This is a genomic window from Paraburkholderia monticola, assembly GCF_001580545.1.
Classification (GTDB): Bacteria; Pseudomonadota; Gammaproteobacteria; order Burkholderiales; family Burkholderiaceae; genus Paraburkholderia; species Paraburkholderia monticola.
This window is the reverse complement of record NZ_LRBG01000002.1, coordinates 18529-39120: the sequence shown is the minus strand read 5'-3', so window position 1 is coordinate 39120 and position 20592 is coordinate 18529. Positions and strand designations below refer to the sequence as shown.

Genomic DNA, 20592 nt, shown 5'->3' with positions numbered 1-20592 from the left:
TTGCGCTTACTCGGGCGCCGCCGCCGAGCGCGCCTTCGCCACGGCCTGCGCCACGCTCACGTATTCGGCGACCGGCACGTCCTCCGCGCGGCGTTGCAGATCGAAGCCGAGCGCGTCGAAATCGACGGTATCGCGCAGCGCGGCAAGCGTATTGCGCAACATCTTGCGACGCTGCGAGAACGCAGCCGTCACCACCTCGCCGAGCACCTTTTCGTCGACCGCCGGCAGTTCGTGCAGTTCATACGGGATCATCCGCACGATCGCCGAATCGACCTTCGGCGGCGGCTGGAATGACTCGGGCGGCACATCGAGCTGCTTGTCGATCACATAGCGGTATTGCAGCATCACCGACAGCCGGCTGAACGCCTTCGTGCCCGGCTCCGCCACCATCCGCTCGACCACCTCGTTTTGCAGCATGAAGTGCTGATCGATCACGCGCTCGGCGAACGTCGCCAGATGAAACAGCAGCGGGCTCGAAATGTTGTACGGCAGATTGCCGACGATGCGCAGCGACGCCTTCTCGCCAGGCGCCGCGAGCGAGCCGAAGTCGAATTCGAGCGCGTCGCCCGAGTGCAATTCGAGCAGGTCGCCGAACTTCGTCTTCAGACGGCCGATCAGATCGCGGTCGAGTTCGACCGCGTGCAGCGGCGCCTCGGGGGTGGCGAGCCGCTCGATCAGCGGCCCGGTCAACGCGCCGAGGCCCGGCCCGATCTCGACCATGCGCTCGCCGCGCTGCGGCCGGATCACGTCGACGATCGAGTCGATCACGCCCATGTCGACCAGAAAATTCTGACCGAAACGCTTGCGCGCGAGATGGCCCTGGTGCCGGCCTTGCTGTCTGCTGGTGGACATCGGAGAAACGCTAGAAAGAAAACTGCTTGAGAATGAAATACGTCACGTGGCACAGACCTCGCCGCGCGGCGCGCCATGCGCACCACCGCAACCGCTCACATGACCTGAGCGTGAGCCTGAGCCTCAGCCCGCGCGACGATGCTGCGCCACCGACACCGCCGTGTCGATCGCGGCCATCAAACTGCCCGCGTCGGCTCGACCGGTGCCGGCCAGATCGAGCGCGGTGCCGTGGTCGACCGACGTGCGAATGATCGGCAAGCCGAGCGTCACGTTGATCCCTTCGCCGAACGTCGCGAACTTCAGCACCGGCAGGCCCTGGTCGTGGAACATCGCGAGCACGCAGTCGGCTTCGTCGAGATAACGCGGCTGGAACAGCGTGTCGGCCGGATAGGGACCGCGTGCGTCGATGCCGTCGGCGTTCACCTGCTGCAACGCCGGCGTGATCACGTCGATTTCCTCGCGGCCCAGGTAGCCGTTTTCGCCCGCGTGCGGATTGAGCCCCGTCACGAGGATGCGTGGCGCGGGCAAGCCGAAGTGGTAACGCAGGTCGTGATCGATGATACGCAGCGTCTCGACGAGGCTTTCGATCGTCAAGGCAGCCGACACGTCTTTCAACGGCAGATGCGTGGTCGCGAGCGCGACGCGCAGCGGCCGCTTGCCGGTGCCCGCGAGCATCATCACGACGCGCGGCGTATGGGTGCGCTCGGCCAGATATTCGGTGTGGCCGGTGAACGGCACACCGGCGTCGTTGATCGTGCTTTTTTGCAGCGGCGCGGTGACGATCGCGTCGAACTTGCCGGCGAGAGCGCCGTCGATCGCTGCGTCGAGCAGATCGAGCACATAGCGGCCGTTCGCGGCGTCGAGCTTGCCCGTCCGCGATGGTGCGCCGAGCGCGCGATGCTCGACCCGCACGCGCGGTCCCTGCGCGAGCAATGCCGCCCAATCGACGCCGACCACGCGCGCGCGCTCGGCGAGCAATTGCGCATCGCCGAGCACCGTGAACTGCGCGTGAGGCCAGTGCGCCGCCGCGCCGGCCAGCGCCTGCGCGGTCAGCTCGGGACCGACGCCGGCGGGCTCGCCGGTCGTGATCGCGATCTGCACCGGGCGGTGGTCGGACAGGGTAGCGCTCGTCATGGTCTTGGCTCGGTTACTGCACGCTCACCGCGGCCGGCTTCACTTCCACGTACGCGGTGTCGCGCAGCTCGCGCAGCCAGTCGGCGTACGCCTGTTCCGCCTTGCGTTGGCCGATGGCCTGGCGCGCGAGATCCATCTGTTGCGAAATCGAGCCTTCCGCATCCCGGCGGCCGAGCACCTGGATCAGGTGGTAGCCGTATTCGCTGCGCACCGGCTCGCTGATCTGGCCGTCCTGCAGCGCGTTCATCGCGCGCTCGAATTCGGGCACCGTCTCGCCCGGGCTGATCCAGCCGAGGTCGCCGCCTTGCGACGACGAGCCGTCCTGCGAATAGGTACGCGCGAACTTCGCGAAGTCACCGCCCGCGGCAATCTGGTTGCGGATGTCGAGCAGCTTCTGGCGTGCCTGCGGCTCGGACATGCCGTCGCCGACGCGCAGCAGGATGTGACGTACGTGCGTCTGCACGAGCTTCGGCGCGTCCGCGCTGGTACCCTGGCCGGTGCGGCGCTCGACCAGACGCACGATTTCGAAGCCGTCGCTGGTGCGGACCAGATCCGGGCTGATCTCACCCGGACGCAGGCTCGAGGCGGCCTTCACGAACTCGGGCGGCAGCTTCGACGGTGCGAGAAAGCCGAGATCGCCGCCGTTCTTCGCCGCGTCCGGTGCCTGCGAATTGGCTTTCGCAAGCTTTTCGAAATCCGCGCCGCCCTTCGCCTCGGCGAGCAAGGCCTCGGCCTTCTTCTGCGCCGCCTCGATGTCGGTCTCCGGCGCGTTCAGCGGCGCCTTCACGAAGATGTGCTGCATGTGCAGGTCGCTCGTCTGGCCGGCGCCCGGGCCGCGCTGGCTGGCGATGTAGTTCGCGACCTCGGCGTCCGTCACCGTGATCTTGCTATCCACTTCCTTCTCGCGCAGACGCGACAGCGTCAGCTCCGTGCGCGCGTCGCTCGTGAAGGTGGCCCAGGGCACGCCTTGCGCCTCGATGCGCGCGCGGTACATTTCGAGCGACATGTTGTTCGCCTGCGCGAGACGCTCGAGCGTGCGCTGCACGGCTGCGTCGTCGATGGTGATGCCGTCTTCCTTGGCCTTTTGCAGCTGGATGCGCTCGAGCACCATCTGCGCGAGCACTTGCTGGCGCAACTGGTCCATCGGCGGCACCGGGGCGTTTTGCTGGCTCAGCCGTTGCGAGATCAGGTGGACCCGTTCGTCGAGTTCGCGCTGGGTGATCACACCGTTGTTGACTACCGCGGCGATGCCGTCGACCGGCTGGCCGCTATTGCCGCCCAACGCCTGCGCCTGTACCGACGCTACGGGAAGGAAAGACGCCGCGGCGACGAGACCCGCCGCGAGCGTTGCCAAGCGAAGCTGTTTCATGATTGCCACAGATACTCCAATGATGTCGGGCGCTTCGCCCGTCTTTTCGCAAGCCATGAATGATCGGGCGACCGTCATTCGTAGTTGGTGAACCGCGACTCCGGCGGCGGCGGCGGCGGCAACGGCGTATAGCCGGCCACACTGCTGCGGAACGCGGTCATCAGTCCGTTGTCGACGCTCGACAGACCCTTGAACGTCAACTGCGCCAGAAACCGCGTGCTCGATTGAGTCTGCCCCGACGTGTTGAGGCCGTTCGCATAGCGCTGGAGGCCGGCGCCGAGCGTCCAGCAGTCCGCGTCGTATTGCAGGCCGACCAGTCCGTCGACGATTCGGTGGCCATTCAGGTCGTAGTTGAACCGGCCGACACCGTACATCCGGTGCGACAGCGGCCATTGACCCGAAATCAGCACCTGATTGATCGGAGTGTTGTCGAGCGTGGTGTTGGCGCGCGTGTAGCGGTACGCGACGTTGATGACCTTGCCGCTCTCCGGACTGAACCCGAAGCCGACACTCGTCTTCGTGAGCTGGTTGTTGTCCGCATTATATTGGAACGCGGTTTCCGAATTGAAACCGGCGCCCAGCTTGAGCGACGCACCCGCGATCAGGTCCGAGTGCGTGGCCTCGGTGCTGGTCTGGTTCGGCTGCAGCGTGACGCGCTGATCCTGGAAGTAATACTGCTGCGCGATCACGAAACGCGCGCGTTCGTCGCCGCTCGCCGGGTTGATGAAGCGCGTGGTGAGACCGACGGTCAGGCGGTTCGCGTCGGCGATCCGGTCGTTGCCGACGAACGTGTTCGGCGTATAAATTTCCGCGAGGCCGAAGTCGGATTCGGCGGTATCGAACAGCGGCGCGTTGTTCTGGTTGCGGTACGGCGTGTACACGTAGTACAGGCGCGGCTCCAGCGTCTGGATATAGTCCGCGCCGAAAATGCGCACCGAGCGCTCGAACGTCAGGCCCGTATCGAACGTGAAGGTCGGGATCGACTCGGTGAAATTCTTCTGCGGGTTCGGCACGCCCGCCAGATCGGTACCGATGTTGTTCAGGTTGTACGACGCGAAGTGCCACTGCACCTTCGGCGTCACGAAGTAGCCCGGCCCCACCACCGAATACGCCAGGTACGGGTTGAACAGCACCCGCTGGCCTTCCGTCAGATCCGCGGTGGTGATGCGGAAGTTCGTGTAGTCGGCCTCGGCGCCGAAGTCGAAGCCGCCGATGTTGTACTTCGCATACTTCACGTTCAACTGCGGCTCGCGGCCGTATGGCGCCGCCGACGACTCCAGCGTCTGCCAGTGCTGCTCACGCGCAAGCACGGACCACGGCCCGTTGTTGTAGGTCAACCCGGCTTCCTGCTGGTACAGGAGCTGGAGGCCATTCATGAACTGGTTGGCCGACGACGACAGGTCTTCCGGGTACGTGTTGTCCGACACCCGGTTGTAGTAAATGTAGCCGCCGAAGCCGTTGCCGAAGTTCTGGTTGTGCTGGAGATAAATCGCGTAGCGATTCGTATGCGTCAGATGATCGTCCGGCAGGAATTCGCCGGTGATCGAACCGGAATACGTCGGCGACAGATAACGGAACGTGCTCTGCAGCTGCACACCGCGCTTCGAGATCAGACGCGGCGTCACCGTCAGATCGCGATTCGGCGCGATGTTGAAGTAATACGGCACCGACAGCTCGACGCCGTTCGTCGAGCTCAGCGAGAACGTGGGCGGCAACAGGCCGCTGCGCCGGTCGCCCGACAGCGGGAACGACAGCCACGGCGACGCGAACACCGGCACGCCCTGGAAGAACAGCACGCTGTTGTAGGCGACGCCTTCGTCCGCGCCGGTGTCGAAATCGAACTCGCTGCCCTTGATGTACCAGGCCGGATTGTCCGTGCACGCGCACGCCGTGTAGGTACCTTTCGTGAACACCGAGCGCTCGGCGTCGAGCAGGTCGACGCGCTGTGCGCTGCCCGAGCCGCCCGTCACCGTGAAGTGGTACTTCGGCGCGGTCATGAAGCCTTCGGTCGAATCGACGCGCAGATGCGCTTCAGGTCCGATGAAGGTATTGCCAGTGTTGATCACGTGGACATTGCCGTATGCATCGGCCATGTCCGTGTCCTGGTCGTAGTGCAGGTCGTCGGCCTTGATCACGGCCGTGTTGTGACGCACTTCGGCCGAGCCCTTGGCGGCGAGATCCTGGTCGATCGTGCCGCTGGCGTGGTCGCCGAGCACGAAGGTGGCCGGCCGCTGGCCCGTTTGCAACGGATGATCTTCGAGCTGCGGAGCAAGCTGCATGCCCCACGGCGGGTAGACCGGTTGCGGTTGCGCAGCTTCCCCCGCCAACTGGGCGTACGCAAGCGCGGGCATCAGGCCCGGAACGGCGATCAACGCCGCGACGAGCCGCCTTTTGCGCGGCACTACTGCACAGGAAGGAGTCGTATAGGAAAGCTGTCTGGGCGGCATGTATCGGTTGGCGAGTCGACCCGTGGGCAAGCTTGCGCCGTCACGATCCACCGCCTGCACACCGCGACCGTGAGAGTCGGCTGCACGTCTGGATTCCCAATTTGCCGAATGATAAGGCGGGCGGTAAAACGGAGCACGCGAAAGCTGGCGTGTGAGTCGCGTCAAAAAAGTCGTGGGGTATTATATGGCAAGACGTTGCCCCCAAGAATTTGCCGCCGCTTTTCATGACGCTGCCCTCCACCCAAGATTTCACCGACTCCCGTCTCTCCCTGCTCAAGGCCTGGCTGCAAGGCCACGCCGCGCGCCATGCGCTCGAGCCCGACACCCTCGTTCCGGCCTCGTCCGACGCCAGCTTTCGCCGTTATTTCCGGCTCGCCGGTAAGGCGGCGCAAGGCAACGGCGCGGGAACGCTGATCGCCGTCGACGCCCCGCCGCCCGAAAAATGCCGCGAATTCGCGCAGATCGCGCAGTTGCTCGAGGCCGCCGGCGTGCACGTGCCGCGCGTGCTCGAAGCCGACTTCGACGCCGGCTTCATGCTCGTCACCGATCTCGGCACGGCGTCGTACCTCGGCGCGCTGACCGACGCGCAAGCCGCGGGCGACATGCGCGCGGCGCGCACGCTGATGCGTGACGCGCTCGACGCGTTGATCCGCTGGCAGCTCAGCTCGCGCGAAGATTTGCTGCCGCCGTTCGACGAAGCGTTCCTGCGCCGCGAAATGGAGCTGATGCCCGAGTGGTTCATCGGCCGTCATCTCGGCCGCGAGGTCGACGCCGCGACGCGCGAGCTGCTCGATCGCACGTTCGCGTTGCTGATCGCGAGCGCGCGCGCACAGCCGCAAAGCTTCATGCTGCGCGATTTCATGCCGCGCAATCTGATGATCGTGGAGCCCAACCCCGGCGTGCTCGACTTCCAGGACGCGGTGTACGGCCCGATCACGTACGACGTCGTGTCGCTCTTGCGCGACGCGTTTCTCAGCTGGGACGAGGAGTTCGAACTCGACTGCTTCGCGTACTACTGGGAACGCGCGAAAAAAGCCGGCCTGCCGGTCGATGCCGATTTCGGCGAGTTCTACCGCCAGCTCGAATGGATGGGGCTGCAGCGCCACATCAAGGTGCTGGGTCTCTTCTGCCGCATCAACTATCGCGACAGCAAGGCGCATTACATGAACGACCTGCCGCGCTTCATCGGCTATGCCCGCAAGGTGGCGGAGCGTTACGCGCCGCTGCGCGGGTTCGCGAAACTGCTCGACGACCTCCAGGGCCGCGCGCAGGAAGTCGGCTACACCTTCTGACCGATGACGATGTCCGTGAAGAAAGCGATGATTTTCGCCGCGGGCCGCGGCGAGCGCATGCGTCCGTTGACCGACGCGTGCCCGAAGCCTTTGCTCGAAGTGGGCGGCAAGCCGCTGATCGTGTGGCAGATCGAACGGCTCGCGCGGGCCGGCATCCGCAGCATCGTGATCAATCATGCGTGGCTCGGCGCGCAGCTCGAAGCGGCGCTCGGCGACGGCTCGCGCTGGCAGGTCGAGTTGCGTTACTCGCCCGAGCACGAGGCGCTCGAGACCGCGGGCGGTATCGCGCAGGCGCTGCCGCTCCTGACCGATGACGGCGCGGATCACGTGTTCGTCGCGGTGGCCGGCGACGTGTACACCGAATACGATTACGCCGCGCTGCACGTGCGCGCCGGCGAGCTGCGGGCGCTGCCCGAGCCCGGCATGCATCTGGTGATGGTGCCGAATCCGCCGTTTCACCCGAACGGTGACTTTGGGCTCGTCGAGGGCGTGGTATCGCTCGATGCGCAGCCGCGCCTCACGTTCGGCAGTTTCGGCCTCTACGACACTCGGATGTTCCGCGATCTACCGCGCGGCACGCGGCGCGCGCTGAGCCCGTACTATCGCGAGACGATCGCGCGAGGGCTGGCTAGCGGCGAACTGTACGACGGGTTGTGGGAGAACGTCGGCACCCAGGCGCAGCTCGAAGCGCTCGATCGGCTGTTGCGCTCGCGCTGAGCTTCACTTCGCCGCGCTCTCGTTCGCGCCGACCGCTTCCGCCCCTTCCAGCGCCTGGGTCGTCTGCGCGGCGCGCTGCTGCAACGCCCACATCTGCGCGAACAGGCCGTTTGCGCGCAACAGCTCGGCATGCGTGCCGCGTTCGACGATGCGGCCCTTGTCCATCACGATGATCTGCTGCGCGTGCACGACCGTCGACAGCCGGTGCGCGATGATCAGCGTCGTGCGTTCGCGGGCGATCTGGTCGAGCTCGTGCTGGATCGCGCGCTCGGAGCGCGAATCGAGTGCGGACGTCGCTTCGTCGAACAGCAGGATCGGCGGATTCTTCAGGATGGTCCGCGCGATCGCGACACGCTGCTTTTCGCCGCCGGAAAGCTTGAGCCCGCGCTCGCCGACTGGCGTGTCGTAGCCTTTCGGCAAACTTTCGATGAACTCGTGGATATGCGCGGCGCGCGCCGCCGCGATCACCTCGTCGCGCGTCGCCGATGGCCGCCCGTACGCGATGTTGTAGTAGATCGAGTCGTTGAACAGCACCGTGTCCTGCGGCACGATGCCGATCGACGCGCGCAGCGAATCCTGCGTTACGTCGCGAATATCCTGCCCGTCGATACGGATCGCGCCGCCCGTCGCGCGGTCGAGATCGTAGAAGCGGAACAGCAGCCGCGCGAGCGTCGATTTGCCCGAGCCGCTATGGCCGACCACCGCCGTCGTCGTGCCGGCCGCGATCGTGAAGCTCACGTCGTGCAGAATCGAGCGCGCTGGCTCGTAAGCGAAGCTCACGTTCTCGAAGCGCACCTGCGCGCCGCTCACCCGCAAAGCCGCCGCATCCGGCGCGTCGGGCACCTCCTGCGGCGCGCCGAGCAGCGAGAACATTCGGTCCATATCGGTCAGGCTCTGCTTCAGCTCGCGATAGACCACCCCGAGAAAATTCAGCGGAATATACAGCTGCAGCATGAACGTGTTGATCAGCACCAGGTCGCCGAGCGTCAGGCGCCCGGCCATCACGCCCTGGGTCGCGCGCCACAGGATGAACACGAGCCCCGTGCCGATGATCGCCTGCTGCCCGAAGTTCAGCGCCGACAGCGAGCGCTGCGACTTGATCGCCGCCGTGCGATAGCGCTTCAGGTTTTCGTCGTAGCGGCTCGCCTCCCACTCCTCGTTGCCGAAGTACTTGACGGTCTCGTAGTTCAGCAGCGAGTCGATCGCGCGCGAATTCGCCTTCGAATCGAGCTCGTTCATCGTGCGTCGGAAGTGCGTGCGCCACTCGGTGACTTTCACCGTGAACGCGATGTACATCGCGAGCGCGACGAACGTGACGATCGCGTAATAGGCCTCGTACTTGACGACGAAAAAGCCGAGCACGAGACCGACTTCGACGAGCGTCGGCAGGATGCTGTACAGCGAATAGGAAATCAGCTGCGTGATGCCCCGCGTGCCGCGTTCGATATCGCGCGACATGCCGCCCGTCTGCCGTTCGAGATGAAAGCGCAGCGACAGCCCGTGCAGATGGCGGAACACCTTCAGCGCGAGCTGACGCACCGCGCTTTCGGTCACCTTCGAAAACAGGATTTCACGCAGCTCGGTGAAAAGCGAAGTGGACAGCCGCACCACCGCATACGCGACCACCAGCAAGCCGATGCCGCCGAGCAGCACGACGCCGGGCGCGTCCTGCGCGCGGCCGAGCGCGGTCAGATGCCGGACTGACGCAAGGCTGTCGACGATGCGCTTCATCACGATCGGCACGCCGAGATTGGCGACCTTCGCGCCGATCAGGCAGGTCAGCGCAAAGCCGACGCGCCATTTGTAGGTCGCGAGATACGGCAGCAGCGACAGGATCGTCTGCCAGTCGTTGCGCGGTTGGGTGGAAATCGGCGAGGGTTCGGACGGAAGCGAGCGGCGCATGGATCGTGGGGAGAGGGCGGAACTGCCGGAGTTCGCAGCGGCGCGCGGCGCGCGCGCTTCGCTGGGCGCTTTCCCGTACAATTCCTGATCTCTGTATTGTCGCAGAAGCCGGCTGGCGCCGCTTTTCATGGCCCACGGTCGAGCCGGCCCAGCCAATCCGTCAATACGCGCGAACACGCTTCTCAAGGATGTCCCGATGACCGATCTTCTTCAACTCCCGTCCAAGCCTTGCGCGCTGCGCGTCATGCCGCAGCCCTCGGACGCGAACATCCACGGCGACGTGTTCGGCGGCTGGATCATGGCGCAGGTCGACATCGCCGGCTCGATCCCGGCGAGCCGGCGCGCCAACGGGCGCGTCGCGACGATCGCGGTCAACTCGTTCCTGTTCAAGCAGCCCGTGTTCGTCGGCGATCTGCTGAGCTTTTACGCGGATATCGTGAAGACCGGCAATACCTCGGTGACGGTATCGGTCGAGGTCTACGCGCAGCGGATGAGCCTCGCGCAGGAAGTCGTCAAGGTCACCGAAGCGATCCTCACCTACGTCGCCACCGACAGCGACCGCCGTCCGCGCGCGCTGCCGGTGCTGGACTGAGCCAACGTTGATGCTTAAGCTAGCGCTTCCACGCGTCACGCGCCGCGCCGCCAGCTAGCTAGCCGTTTCAGCCGATCAGCGCACGCGGCCCGGGCGCCCGATAGTCGTTCTTCCAACGGAAATCGTGATGAAACTGATCGGTATGCTCGATTCGCCCTACGTGCGGCGCGTCGCCATCTGCATGAAGCTGCTGAAGCTCGACTTCGCCCACGAGTCGATTTCGGTGTTCCGCACCTACGACCAGTTCGCGACGATCAACCCCGTCGTCAAGGCACCGACGCTCGTCGCCGACAACGACGCGGTCCTGATGGACTCGACGGTGATCCTGCAGTATCTGGCGACGCTCGCCGGCCCCACCCCGCTGTTCCCGACTCAAGCCGACGCGGCATTGCGCGCCGCGCGTCTGACGGGTCTCGCGCTTGCCGCGTGCGAAAAGAGCGTGCAGATCGTCTACGAGCGCAATCTGCGGCCAGAGGACAAGCAGCATGAACCGTGGGTCGAGCGCGTACGCACGCAGCTGCTCGCCGCCTACGCCGAACTCGAACGCGAGTTGCGCGAAGGGCCGCTGCCCGACACGCAGGAGCAGTTCACCGCGGCGGACGTGGCCGTCGCCGTCGCGTGGCAATTCACGCACATGATGCTGCCGGAGATGGTCAGCAAGGCCGGGCATCCGCGGCTCGAGACGTTTTCCGCGTTCGCGGAGAGCCTGCCGGTGTTCATGGACACGCCGCCGGAGTGAACGGCGGTTGAGAGGTCAAGGGGCGTCAAGGGGCGTCAAGGGGCGACCCACGGCGTCACGCGCCGCGCGTCGCGCCGCGCTCACGCCGGCTCCAGCTCCCGCACCAGCCCGCCGTGCAGCAGCGCGGAAATCCCTTCCGTCGATAGCGGCTTGGCGAAATAGAAGCCCTGCATTTCGTCGCACGCACGTTCCTTCAGGAAGTCGAGTTGCGCGGACGTCTCCACGCCCTCGGCGATCACTTGCAGCTTCAGCGAATGCGCGAGCGCGATGATCGCGGACGTGATCGTCTCGTCGTCGCCCGACACGCCGATATCCGACACGAACGAGCGGTCGATCTTCAACCGGTCGACCGGGAAGCGCTTCAGATAGCTGAGACTCGAATAGCCGGTGCCGAAGTCATCGATCGCGAGACCGATGCCGAGCGCGTGCAGCTCGTGGAGCATCGACACGGCTTCTTCCGCGTTGCGCATGATCGTGCTCTCGGTCAGCTCGAGTTCGAGGTACTTCGGTTCGAGCCCGGTCTCGGCAAGCACCTGCATCACGAGCTTCGCAATGTCGCGCTGGTGGAATACGCGCGCCGACAGATTCACCGACACGCGTGCGGGCGGCAAGCCCTGATCCTGCCACGCCTTGTTCTGCCGGCACGCCTCGCGCAGCACCCATTCCGACAACGGCCCGATCAGCCCGCTTTCCTCGGCGAGCGGAATGAACGACGACGGCGGCACGAGCCCGACCTCGGGATCGTGCCAGCGCACCAGCGCCTCGATGCCGACGATCTGACCGCTGCCGATATCGACCTGCGGCTGATAGTGCAGCAGGAACTCGTTGTCGCGCAGCGCGCGACGCAAGCGTCGTTCGAGATTCAGACGCGCGCCCGCGCTCGCGTTCATCTCCGGCTGATAAAACTGGAACGTGTTGCGACCCATGTCCTTCGCGCGGTACATCGCGACGTCGGCTTTCTTCATCAGCGTCTCGGCGTCGTCGCCGTCCTGCGGGAACAGGCTCGCGCCCATGCTGCAGCCAACGTACAGCTCCGTGCCGTCGAGCCACACCGGCTCGGCGATCGACGCGCGCACGCGCTCCATCCACGTGATCAGCGATTGTTCGTCGACGGTGTCGGTCATCACGATCACGAACTCGTCGCCGCCGTGGCGCGCAACGGTATCGCTGGTGCGCGAGCAGCGCGCGAGCCGTTCGGCGACCACCCCGAGCAGCCGGTCGCCGACGCTATGGCCGAGGCTGTCGTTGACGTTCTTGAAGCCGTCGAGATCGAGGAACACGACCGCGACGCCGGTGTGATGCCGCTGCGCGACGACGAGCGCATGCTCCAGCCGGTCGCGCAGCAGGTTGCGGTTCGGCAGCCGCGTGAGGCCGTCGTAGTTGGCCTGGTATTCGAGCTGCTCCTGATAGCGGATCAGCTCGGTCACATCGTTGATGACGCCGATATGATGGGTGATCACGCCGTCCGCGTTCGGCACCGGCGCGATGAACAGCTGATTCCAGAACAGCGCGCCGTCCTTGCGATAGTTGCGCACCACCGCGCTGACCTCGCGATTCGCCGCGAGCGCCTCGCGGATCAACGCGACGCCCTCCTGGTCGCGGTCGTCGCGTTGCAGCACGCGGCAGTCGTGGCCGATCACTTCGCTGGGATCGTAGCCGGTGATGCGCATGAACGCCGGATTCACGTATTCGATCAGATTGCCCGACGGCGACGGCGCGGTGATCAGGATCGCGTTGACGCTCGCGTCGAGCGCGCGGCTTTGCAGGCGCAACGCGAGATCGGCGCGCTTTTGCTCGGTGATGTCGGTGTAGGAGCCGAGCACGCCGATCACCTCGCCGTCGCCGCCGGTGAACGGCAGCTTGCTCGTCACCCTCGTGCGATGCACACCGTCGATCACGAAGTCGACCTCGAAGTTCATCTTCGGCACGCCGGTGCTCGCGACTTCGTGATCGTGCTCGTTCAGCAGATCGGCGAACGCGCGCCACGGCAGCTCGGCGTCGCTCTTGCCGACCACCTGCTCGGGATACGCGAGCCCCGCGTCGCGCGCGAACGCCATGTTGCAGCCGAGGTAGCGCGAATTCAGGTCCTTCCAGAAGATCCGCTGCGGAATGTTGTCGATCACCGCTTCGAGCATCTGGTTCGAGCGCTGCGCTTCGGCTTCGGCGTTGATCTGGTCGGTCACGTCGTCCGCCAGCACGAAGGACGCGTCGCGGCCCATGAAATTCAGCGCGTGATACGACACGTTGACGCTGATGATCGAGCCGTCCTTGCGCCGATGCCGCCAGATGCCCGCCATCGTGTGGCTCTGGCGCAGGTCGGCGCTGCGCTGCAGATGCTTCTCGAGGCGCGCGATCTCGGAGTTCGGCCGAATCGCGCGAATCGTCATGCCCAGAAACTCGCTTTCCGTGTAGCCGTATTGCTGGATCGCGGCCGCGTTGACAGCGAGAAAGCGCAGCGTATCGCGCTCGAAGATGTACATCGGCACCGAGTGATCGTCGAACAGGCTGCGAAAACGCTCGTCGTTGCGCACCAGCGCGCGGGCGTCGCGCAGCTTTTCGCGCGCGCTGTTCTCGCGCACGCCGAACGTGAGCATCAGCAGCACGCTGCCGGTGAGCATCGTCACGAGCAGCACGAACGTCGCGCGCTCGCTGTCGCTCGCCGATGCCGCGAGCGAGGTCTGCAACGAACGGTTTTCCTCGCGGCGCAGCGTGGCCAGCGCGGTTTCGATGCGCTCGCGCGCGCTGGCGAGATCGGCTGGCGCGGTGTCGACGATGGGCGAGTCGGTTGACGCGTCAAGCGCGTCGCTCCCGTCTTTGCGCAGCGTGTCTTCGATATCGTGTTGCAGCGCCTCTCGCGCCGCGCTCAGGCCGGCGAGCGCGCCCGACAGGGACGGCTCGTCCGCGAGCTCGTCGCGCAGTTCGTGCTCGCGGCTCGCGAGGGGTTTCGTGATCGAATCGGCCGCGTCGGGCGGCACCGGCTTGCCCGATGCCTTCAGGCGGTGCAGCGCGGTGAGCGCGTTATCGAGCGCGGCGTGATACGCATCGAGGTTCTGGCGCACGCTGGTCGAGCGCTGCAGGCGCGCATCGGCGTCGCGCTGCCCGCGAATCTGCGTGTACGCGACGAAAGCGTTCGCGCCGACCGCGACGACCACGATCGCGATATTGATCAGCAGCCGCTTCGACAAAAAAGGAGTCATGGGTTCCGAACGTCAATCGTTCCGAGGGCGGGAGCGCGCGCTCGCTGTCGGCGGGTCGGGCCGCATCGATGCAAGTCTTTTTACGCGCCAACCTTTGGATATCGGCAGCGTTCGGAAGCGGGTTGAGGGTCCGCGTGAAAAAAATATGAGGATTGGGTGAAAGGGCGCTCCTAGCCGGCCGCACTTAGCCAGCCGCACCTAGCCGGCCGCACCAAATTCCTTCATCGCCGGGATGAAATCGTGGTTCGCCTCGGGCTTGCGCGACAGCTTCGCCAGCACGTAGCGCTTGAATGGATCGAGCTCGGCCCAGCGCGCGACGCTCGGCGCGGCGAGACCGGCCAGCCCCGCCTGATGCGAGACATCGTCGGGCACGCTGTCGGTTTGGCGCCAGACAGGCGACTCCTCCGGCGTGAACCACTCTGGCTCGACGTTCGCGTGCGTGCGCAGCATCTCGAACAGCGCGTGATCGAAATTCGGTTCGATCTGCGTGTCGTCTTCGACCGGGAAACGCGCCAGCAGCTTGCGGTCTTCGAGCGGCAACTGCTGCCATTGCGCGAGCGAGATGCGCAGCCCGAAACGGTCGAGGTTGAAGCGCACAGACATCGGGATATAAGTGAAATTCTCCGAAGACGCGACTTCGAAGTCGAACAGAAGCGGTGCTTCGTTGAGTCCCATGTCAGTGCTCCTTGTCGGTGACGGACAGCATGCGGGCGTCGCTTGAGGTATTTTAGAACCTTATTCGCGCCACGGCGGACGCCTGAAGGCGCGGCATGGTACAGGAGTGAAGCAGCTTGAACTCACAGGAAAGCAGGCAGGCAACCGGCCAGCCCCACCCCGTCGACACCGACGAACAACCCGGCGCGGTGCAACTCGAAGTGCGGCGCCATCGCGGCGCCGCGGTCGAAACCGTCACCGATCACGTCGGCCAGGAGTGGCCGGTCGCGCTGGTGTTCAACGGCATCTCGCACGCGGTGATGATGTGCACGCCGCGCGATCTCGAAGCGTTCGCGGTCGGCTTCGCGATTTCCGAGGGTATCGTCGAGCGCGGCAGCGACATCCAGGACATCGAGGTCGAGCTGCACGATCACGGCGAGTTGCCGCATGCCGAGGTGCAATTGCAGGTCGTGCAACAGGCGTTCGCCGGTTTGAAGGAAAAACGCCGCGCGCTCGCCGGGCGCACCGGCTGCGGCGTGTGCGGCATCGAAAGCATCGATCTGCTCGATCTGAAACCGCAGCGCGTGCCCGACACCGGCTTTTTGCAGCGACTCGCGCCCGATGCGATCGCGCGCGCCGCGCGTGCGCTGCCCGAGCACCAAGCCCTCACGCGTCTGACAGGCGGCCTGCACGCGGCCGCGTGGTGCGATGCCGAAGGCGCGATCCGCTATGCGTTCGAGGACGTCGGCCGTCATAACGCGCTCGACAAGCTGATCGGCCAGCTGGTGCTCGACCGAGCCGACACGCGCGACGGCTTCGTGTTTCTGTCGAGCCGGGCGAGCTACGAGCTGGTGCGCAAAGCCGCGCGCGTCGACGTGCCGATGGTCGCGACGATCTCGGCGCCCTCGTCGCTCGCGATTGCGATCGCGCGCGAGGCGGGCGTGCGGCTCGTGAGCTTCTGTCGCGAAGGCAGCTACGTCGATTACGACACGTGGCAACCGCAGGCTTGAGCGAATGAAGCGGCAAAGCGCGGATTCAGGACCACCCGCCCGAATCGCGCTGATGCCGCACGCCCCTTAGTCGAACTGCCGGAAATCCGGCTTGCGCTTCTCGAAGAACGCCTTGAACGCTTCGCGCGCTTCGGGCGCGAGCAGCATCTTGCCGAAGTGCACCGCTTCCTCGGTCATCTGAGTCTGCAATTCCTGCTGGCTCGCGCGCTTCATCAGGCTTTTCGTCGCGCGCAAGGACGACGCCGGCAGCGCCGCCAGCTTCGCAGCCTGGGCCGCCGCGAACGCGTCGACTTCGCCCGCCGGCAGCACCCGATTCACGAAGCCCATGCGATGCGCTTCCGCCGCGTCGAACGCCTCGCCGAGCAACAGCTTTTCCGCCGCTCCCTGATAGCCGGCTATGCGCTGCAGCAGCAGGCTCGACGCCGCCTCCGGGCACAGCCCGAGCTGCGTGAACGGCAGCGAAAAGCTCGCAGTATCGGCCGCGTAGACCAGATCGCAATGCAGCAGCATGGTCGTGCCGATACCGACCGCCGGCCCCGCCACCGCCGCCACGACCGGCTTTTCCGCCGTGCTGATCGCGCGCAGGAACTGGAACACCGGCGCGGTTTCGCCGACCGGCGGCGACTTCATGAAGTCTTCGAGATCGTTGCCCGCGCTGAAAATGCCCGCGCTGCCGCGAATCAGGATTGCGCGCACGGACGCGTCGCCCTGCGCTTCGACTAGCGCGTCAGCCATCGTCTGATACATCGCGGCCGTGATCGCGTTTTTCCTGCCGGGCCGGTTCAAGGTGATGGTCAGCACCGCGTCGGCGCGCTCGACCAGAATATCCGTCGTCATCCCGTTCATCTCCTTTCGCTCCTGCTGAATGTAAAAACGGTTCGCAAGCCTGGCGGCCTGCGAACCGTTGCGGTCCTAGCGGATCACTTGAAGGAACCCCCGTTCGATCAAATGCTCACAGACGCTCGATAATGCCCGCCGCGCCCATCCCGGTACCGACGCACATCGTCACCATGCCGTACTTGTAATTGCGGCGACGCAAGCCGTGCACCACGGTCGCCGCACGGATCGCGCCCGTCGCGCCGAGCGGATGACCCAGCGCGATCGCGCCGCCGAGCGGGTTGATCTTCGACACGTCGAGACCGAGGTCCTGGATCACCGCCAGCGACTGCGCGGCGAACGCCTCATTCAGCTCGATCCAGTCGAGATCGTCCTGCGTGAGGCCGGCGGCCTTCAGCGCGGCCGGAATCGCTTCCTTCGGGCCGATGCCCATGATTTCCGGCGGCACGCCGCGCACCGCGAAGCTGACGAAGCGCGCAAGCGGCGTCAGGTTGAACTGCTTGAGGATCTTTTCGGACACGACGATCAGCGCGCCGGCGCCATCCGAGGTCTGCGAGCTGTTACCGGCCGTGACCGAGCCTTTGTTCGCGAACACCGTGCGCAGCTTCGCAAGCCCTTCCATCGACGTGTCCGCTCGCGGACCTTCGTCGAGCGCCACCTCGCGCGTCTTCACGCGGATCTCGCCGCTCGCGAGATCGGGCACTCGCTCGGTCACCGTGTACGCGGCGATTTCGTCGTTGAATTCGCCGGCCTGCTGCGCGGCGATCGCGCGACGGTGCGATTCGACCGAGAACGTGTCCTGCGCTTCGCGGCTGATCTTCCAGCGCTCGGCGACCTTCTCGGCGGTCAGGCCCATGCCGTATGCGATGCCGACGTCTTCGTTGCGATCGAAGATATGCGGCGACAGCGACGGCTTGTTGCCCATCATCGGCACCATGCTCATCGACTCGCAGCCGCCCGCGATCATCGCGTCGGCCTCGCCGACGCGAATGCGGTCCGCGGCCATTGCGAGCGCGGTCAGGCCCGACGCGCAGAAGCGGTTCACCGTGACGCCGCCGACCGTGTTCGGCAGACCGGCGAGCAGCGCGCCGATCCGCGCGACGTTCAGGCCCTGCTCCGCTTCGGGGATCGCGCAACCGACGATCGCGTCTTCGATCACGGCGGTGTCGAGGCCGGGCACCTGAGCGACGGCCGACTTGATCGCGTGAACCAGCAGCTCATCCGGGCGCGTGTTCCTGAACACGCCGCGCGGCGCCTTGCCGATCGGCGTACGGCTCGCGGCGACGATATATGCGTCTTGCAATTGCTTTGCCATTTGAATCTCCTGTGTCGACCGGAGCTAACGCATCAGCGCTTACTCCGGTCCCATGCACATTGTGCGGTCGCCGCTTAGTTACGCACCGGCTTGCCGGTCTGCAGCATGCCCATGATCCGTTCCTGCGTCTTCTGCGTGCCCAGCAGATCGACGAACGCGCGCCGTTCGAGTTGCAGCAACCATTCTTCGTCGACGAGGCTGCCCGCTTCCACGTCGCCGCCGCAGATCGCCTCGGCGATGCGGCTCGCGATCAGGAAATCGTGCTCGCTGATGAAGCGGCCGTCGCGCATGTTGACGAGCGACGCCTTGATCGTCGAGATCGCCGAGCGGCCCGCGACCGGCACCTGGGTCGCGCGCAGCGGCGCACGATAGCCCGCCGCGGCGAGCGCGCGCGCTTCTTTCTTCGCGACGTCGAGCAGTTCGAACACGTTGAAGACGATCGTATCGGACGGCTTCAGGTAGCCCATCGTGCGGGCGTCGAGGGCCGAGCCCGACACCTTCGCCATCGCCGCGTTCTCGAACGACTTCTGCACGAACTTCAGCAGATCGTTGGTCGCGCCGACCTGGGTGGCTGCTTCGGCCGCGCGCAGCGCCGCTTCCTTCAGGCCGCCGCCCGCGGGCACGAGACCCACGCCGACTTCGACGAGACCCAGATAACTTTCGATGTGCGCGACGCGCTTCGCGCTATGCAGCGCAAGCTCGCAGCCACCGCCGAGCGCGATGCCCGAGATTGCCGCGATCACCGGCACGTTCGCGTACTTCACGCGCAGCATGCCCTGCTGGAATTTCTTCACGAACGGCTCGATGCCCTTCGCGCCGCCCATCATGAACGCGGGCATCGCCTCCTCGAGGTTCGCGCCCGCCGAGAACGGACCGCCCGGCGTGCCGAGCTTCAGCGAGGTCGGCTGCCACACGACGAGGCCCTTGTAGTCCTTCTCGGCCAGTTCGATCGCCTGCGTCAGACCGTCGATCACTGCCGGTCCGATCGTGTTCATCTTGCTCTTGAACGACACGATCAGGACGTCGTTTTCGCCCGCGCGATCGTCGACCCATGCGCGCACCGCATCGGTCTCGAACAGGGTCTTGCCGTAGGTCTTCGGATCGGCGCCGGTTTCGCCGACGAGCGGCGCGCGGAACACCTGCTTGCGGTACACGTCGAGCGACGAGCGCGGCACGAAGCTCTTCGTGGCTGGCGACCACGAACCTTCAGCCGTGTGCACGCCGCCCTTCTCGGCGACCGCGCCTTCGAGCACCCACTGCGGCAACGGCACGTTGGCGAGGCCCTTGCCCGCCGCGATGTCCTCCTGCACCCACTCGGCGACCTGCTTCCAGCCGGCCGTCTGCCAGCCTTCGAACGGGCCTTCGTTCCAGCCGAAGCCCCAGCGGATCGCGAGATCGACGTCGCGCGCGTTATCGGCGATCGACTCGAGATGCACGGCAATGTAGTGATAGACATCGCGGAAGATCGACCACAGGAACTGCGCCTGCGGGTGCTGCGTTTCGCGCAGCAGCTTCAGACGTTCGGCGGCAGGGCGCTTCAGAATGCGGGCAACGATTTCGTCCGCCTTGCCGCCGCCGCCGACGTACGCGCCCGTGTTCGGATCGAGCACCTTGATCGCCTTGCCTTCTTTGCGGTAGAAGCCGGCGCCGGTCTTCTGGCCGAGCGCGCCCTGCTTCACCAGTCCGGCGAGCACGGCGGGCGTTTCGTAGACCGGCAGGAACGGATCGTCCGGCAGCGTGTCCTGCATCGTTTTGATCACGTGCGCCATCGTGTCGAGACCGACCACGTCGGCGGTGCGGAACGTCGCCGACTTCGCGCGGCCAAGGCGCGCGCCGGTCAGGTCGTCCACTTCGTCGAAACGCAGGCCGAACTTCGCGGCTTCCGCGATGACCGCGAGGATCGAGAAAACACCGACGCGGTTCGCGATGAAGTTCGGCGTATCTTTCGCGCGCACGACGCCCTTGCCGACCACGCTGGTCAGGAACGTTTCGAGCTGGTCGAGAATTTCAGGGCGCGTCGTCGCGGTCGGGATCAGTTCGACCAGATGCATGTAGCGCGGCGGATTGAAGAAGTGCACGCCGCAAAAGCGCGCCTTCAGGTCGTCCGCGAAACCTTCGGACAGTGCGGTGATCGACAGACCCGACGTGTTGGTCGCGAAGATCGTGTTCGGGCCGAGGTGCGGCGCGACCTTCTTGTACAGGTCGTGCTTCCAGTCCATCCGTTCGGCGATCGCTTCGATCACGACGTCGCATTCGGCGAGCTTGGCAATGTCGTCGTCGTAATTCGCGGGCTGGATGTATTGCGCGTCGTCCTTCACGCCGAACGGCGCTGGCGACAGCTTCTTCAGATTCTCGATCGCCTTCAGCGCGATCCCGTTTTTCGGGCCTTCTTTTGCGGGCAGGTCGAACAGCAGCACGGGCACCTTGGCGTTGATCAGGTGCGCGGCGATCTGCGCGCCCATCACGCCGGCACCGAGCACGGCTACCTTGCGAATGATCAGATTGCTCACGTCGTCTCTCCGGAGAGTTGTGCGG

The 20592-nt window shown here is 65.5% G+C and carries 15 protein-coding genes; 5 read left to right on the top strand and 10 right to left on the bottom strand.

All coding sequences use genetic code 11. The features are described from left to right. Positions 1-6: 6 nt before the first annotated feature. From rsmA to CI15_RS02280, 4 genes are all read right to left on the bottom strand, one after another. Positions 7-852 carry a 16S rRNA (adenine(1518)-N(6)/adenine(1519)-N(6))-dimethyltransferase RsmA gene (gene rsmA / locus CI15_RS02295; protein WP_062123970.1) on the bottom strand — a complete coding sequence of 282 codons (846 nt, stop codon included), beginning with the start codon at positions 850-852 and terminating at the stop codon, positions 7-9. Between the two features lie 123 nt (positions 853-975). After that, positions 976-1986: a 4-hydroxythreonine-4-phosphate dehydrogenase PdxA gene (pdxA, locus tag CI15_RS02290; protein WP_062123968.1), complete on the bottom strand. Its 1011-nt coding sequence runs from the start codon at positions 1984-1986 to the stop codon at positions 976-978. Between the two features lie 13 nt (positions 1987-1999). Beyond that, a complete protein-coding gene (locus CI15_RS02285; RefSeq protein ID WP_174543191.1) occupies positions 2000-3364 on the bottom strand; it encodes a peptidylprolyl isomerase in 1365 nt (454 codons plus the stop codon). Positions 3365-3429: 65 nt separating this feature from the next. Next, entirely contained in the window at positions 3430-5802 is a 2373-nt protein-coding gene (locus tag CI15_RS02280; protein ID WP_062123964.1) for an LPS-assembly protein LptD, read from the bottom strand. Positions 5803-6026: 224 nt separating this feature from the next. Between CI15_RS02280 and CI15_RS02275 the strand changes: the two genes are divergently transcribed. Both CI15_RS02275 and murU read left to right on the top strand, forming a co-directional pair. Continuing rightward, entirely contained in the window at positions 6027-7094 is a 1068-nt protein-coding gene (locus tag CI15_RS02275; protein WP_062123962.1) for an aminoglycoside phosphotransferase family protein, read from the top strand. 3 nt (positions 7095-7097) lie between these two features. After that, the gene (murU, locus tag CI15_RS02270; protein WP_062123960.1) at positions 7098-7811 is read left to right on the top strand and encodes an N-acetylmuramate alpha-1-phosphate uridylyltransferase MurU; all 714 of its coding nucleotides are present in this window, start codon (positions 7098-7100) and stop codon (positions 7809-7811) included. A 3-nt stretch (positions 7812-7814) separates the two neighbouring features. On the opposite strand, the gene CI15_RS02265 is transcribed toward murU, so the two are convergent. Beyond that, complete coding sequence (locus CI15_RS02265) at positions 7815-9713, bottom strand: ABCB family ABC transporter ATP-binding protein/permease (protein ID WP_062123958.1); 1899 nt, start codon at positions 9711-9713, stop codon at positions 7815-7817. A 196-nt stretch (positions 9714-9909) separates the two neighbouring features. Between CI15_RS02265 and CI15_RS02260 the strand changes: the two genes are divergently transcribed. Continuing rightward, a complete protein-coding gene (locus tag CI15_RS02260; RefSeq protein ID WP_062123956.1) occupies positions 9910-10305 on the top strand; it encodes an acyl-CoA thioesterase in 396 nt (131 codons plus the stop codon). A 127-nt stretch (positions 10306-10432) separates the two neighbouring features. Then, on the top strand, positions 10433-11044 hold the full coding sequence (locus CI15_RS02255; protein WP_062123954.1) for a glutathione S-transferase family protein: 612 nt from the start codon (positions 10433-10435) through the stop codon (positions 11042-11044). A gap of 80 nt (positions 11045-11124) precedes the next feature. Here CI15_RS02255 and CI15_RS02250 read toward each other — a convergent pair whose 3' ends face one another. Together CI15_RS02250 and CI15_RS02245 are read right to left on the bottom strand one after the other, a co-directional pair. Next, entirely contained in the window at positions 11125-14241 is a 3117-nt protein-coding gene (locus CI15_RS02250) for an EAL domain-containing protein (RefSeq protein ID WP_062123953.1), read from the bottom strand. Between the two features lie 198 nt (positions 14242-14439). Beyond that, positions 14440-14916 (bottom strand): nitrate reductase associated protein, encoded by a 477-nt coding sequence (locus CI15_RS02245; protein WP_062123951.1) that lies wholly within the window; start codon positions 14914-14916, stop codon positions 14440-14442. A gap of 116 nt (positions 14917-15032) precedes the next feature. Here CI15_RS02245 and fdhD point away from each other — a divergent pair, with 116 nt between their 5' ends. Beyond that, complete coding sequence (gene fdhD, locus CI15_RS02240) at positions 15033-15905, top strand: formate dehydrogenase accessory sulfurtransferase FdhD (protein ID WP_062123949.1); 873 nt, start codon at positions 15033-15035, stop codon at positions 15903-15905. Positions 15906-15971: 66 nt separating this feature from the next. Here fdhD and CI15_RS02235 read toward each other — a convergent pair whose 3' ends face one another. The 3 genes from CI15_RS02235 to CI15_RS02225 form a co-directional block, all read right to left on the bottom strand. After that, on the bottom strand, positions 15972-16742 hold the full coding sequence (locus tag CI15_RS02235; RefSeq protein ID WP_062123947.1) for an enoyl-CoA hydratase: 771 nt from the start codon (positions 16740-16742) through the stop codon (positions 15972-15974). Positions 16743-16857: 115 nt separating this feature from the next. Beyond that, positions 16858-18057 (bottom strand): acetyl-CoA C-acyltransferase, encoded by a 1200-nt coding sequence (locus CI15_RS02230; RefSeq protein ID WP_062123945.1) that lies wholly within the window; start codon positions 18055-18057, stop codon positions 16858-16860. A 74-nt stretch (positions 18058-18131) separates the two neighbouring features. Beyond that, positions 18132-20567, bottom strand: a complete 2436-nt coding sequence (locus tag CI15_RS02225) for a 3-hydroxyacyl-CoA dehydrogenase/enoyl-CoA hydratase family protein (protein WP_062123944.1) — start codon at positions 20565-20567, stop codon at positions 18132-18134. Between the last annotated feature and the right edge of the window lie 25 nt (positions 20568-20592).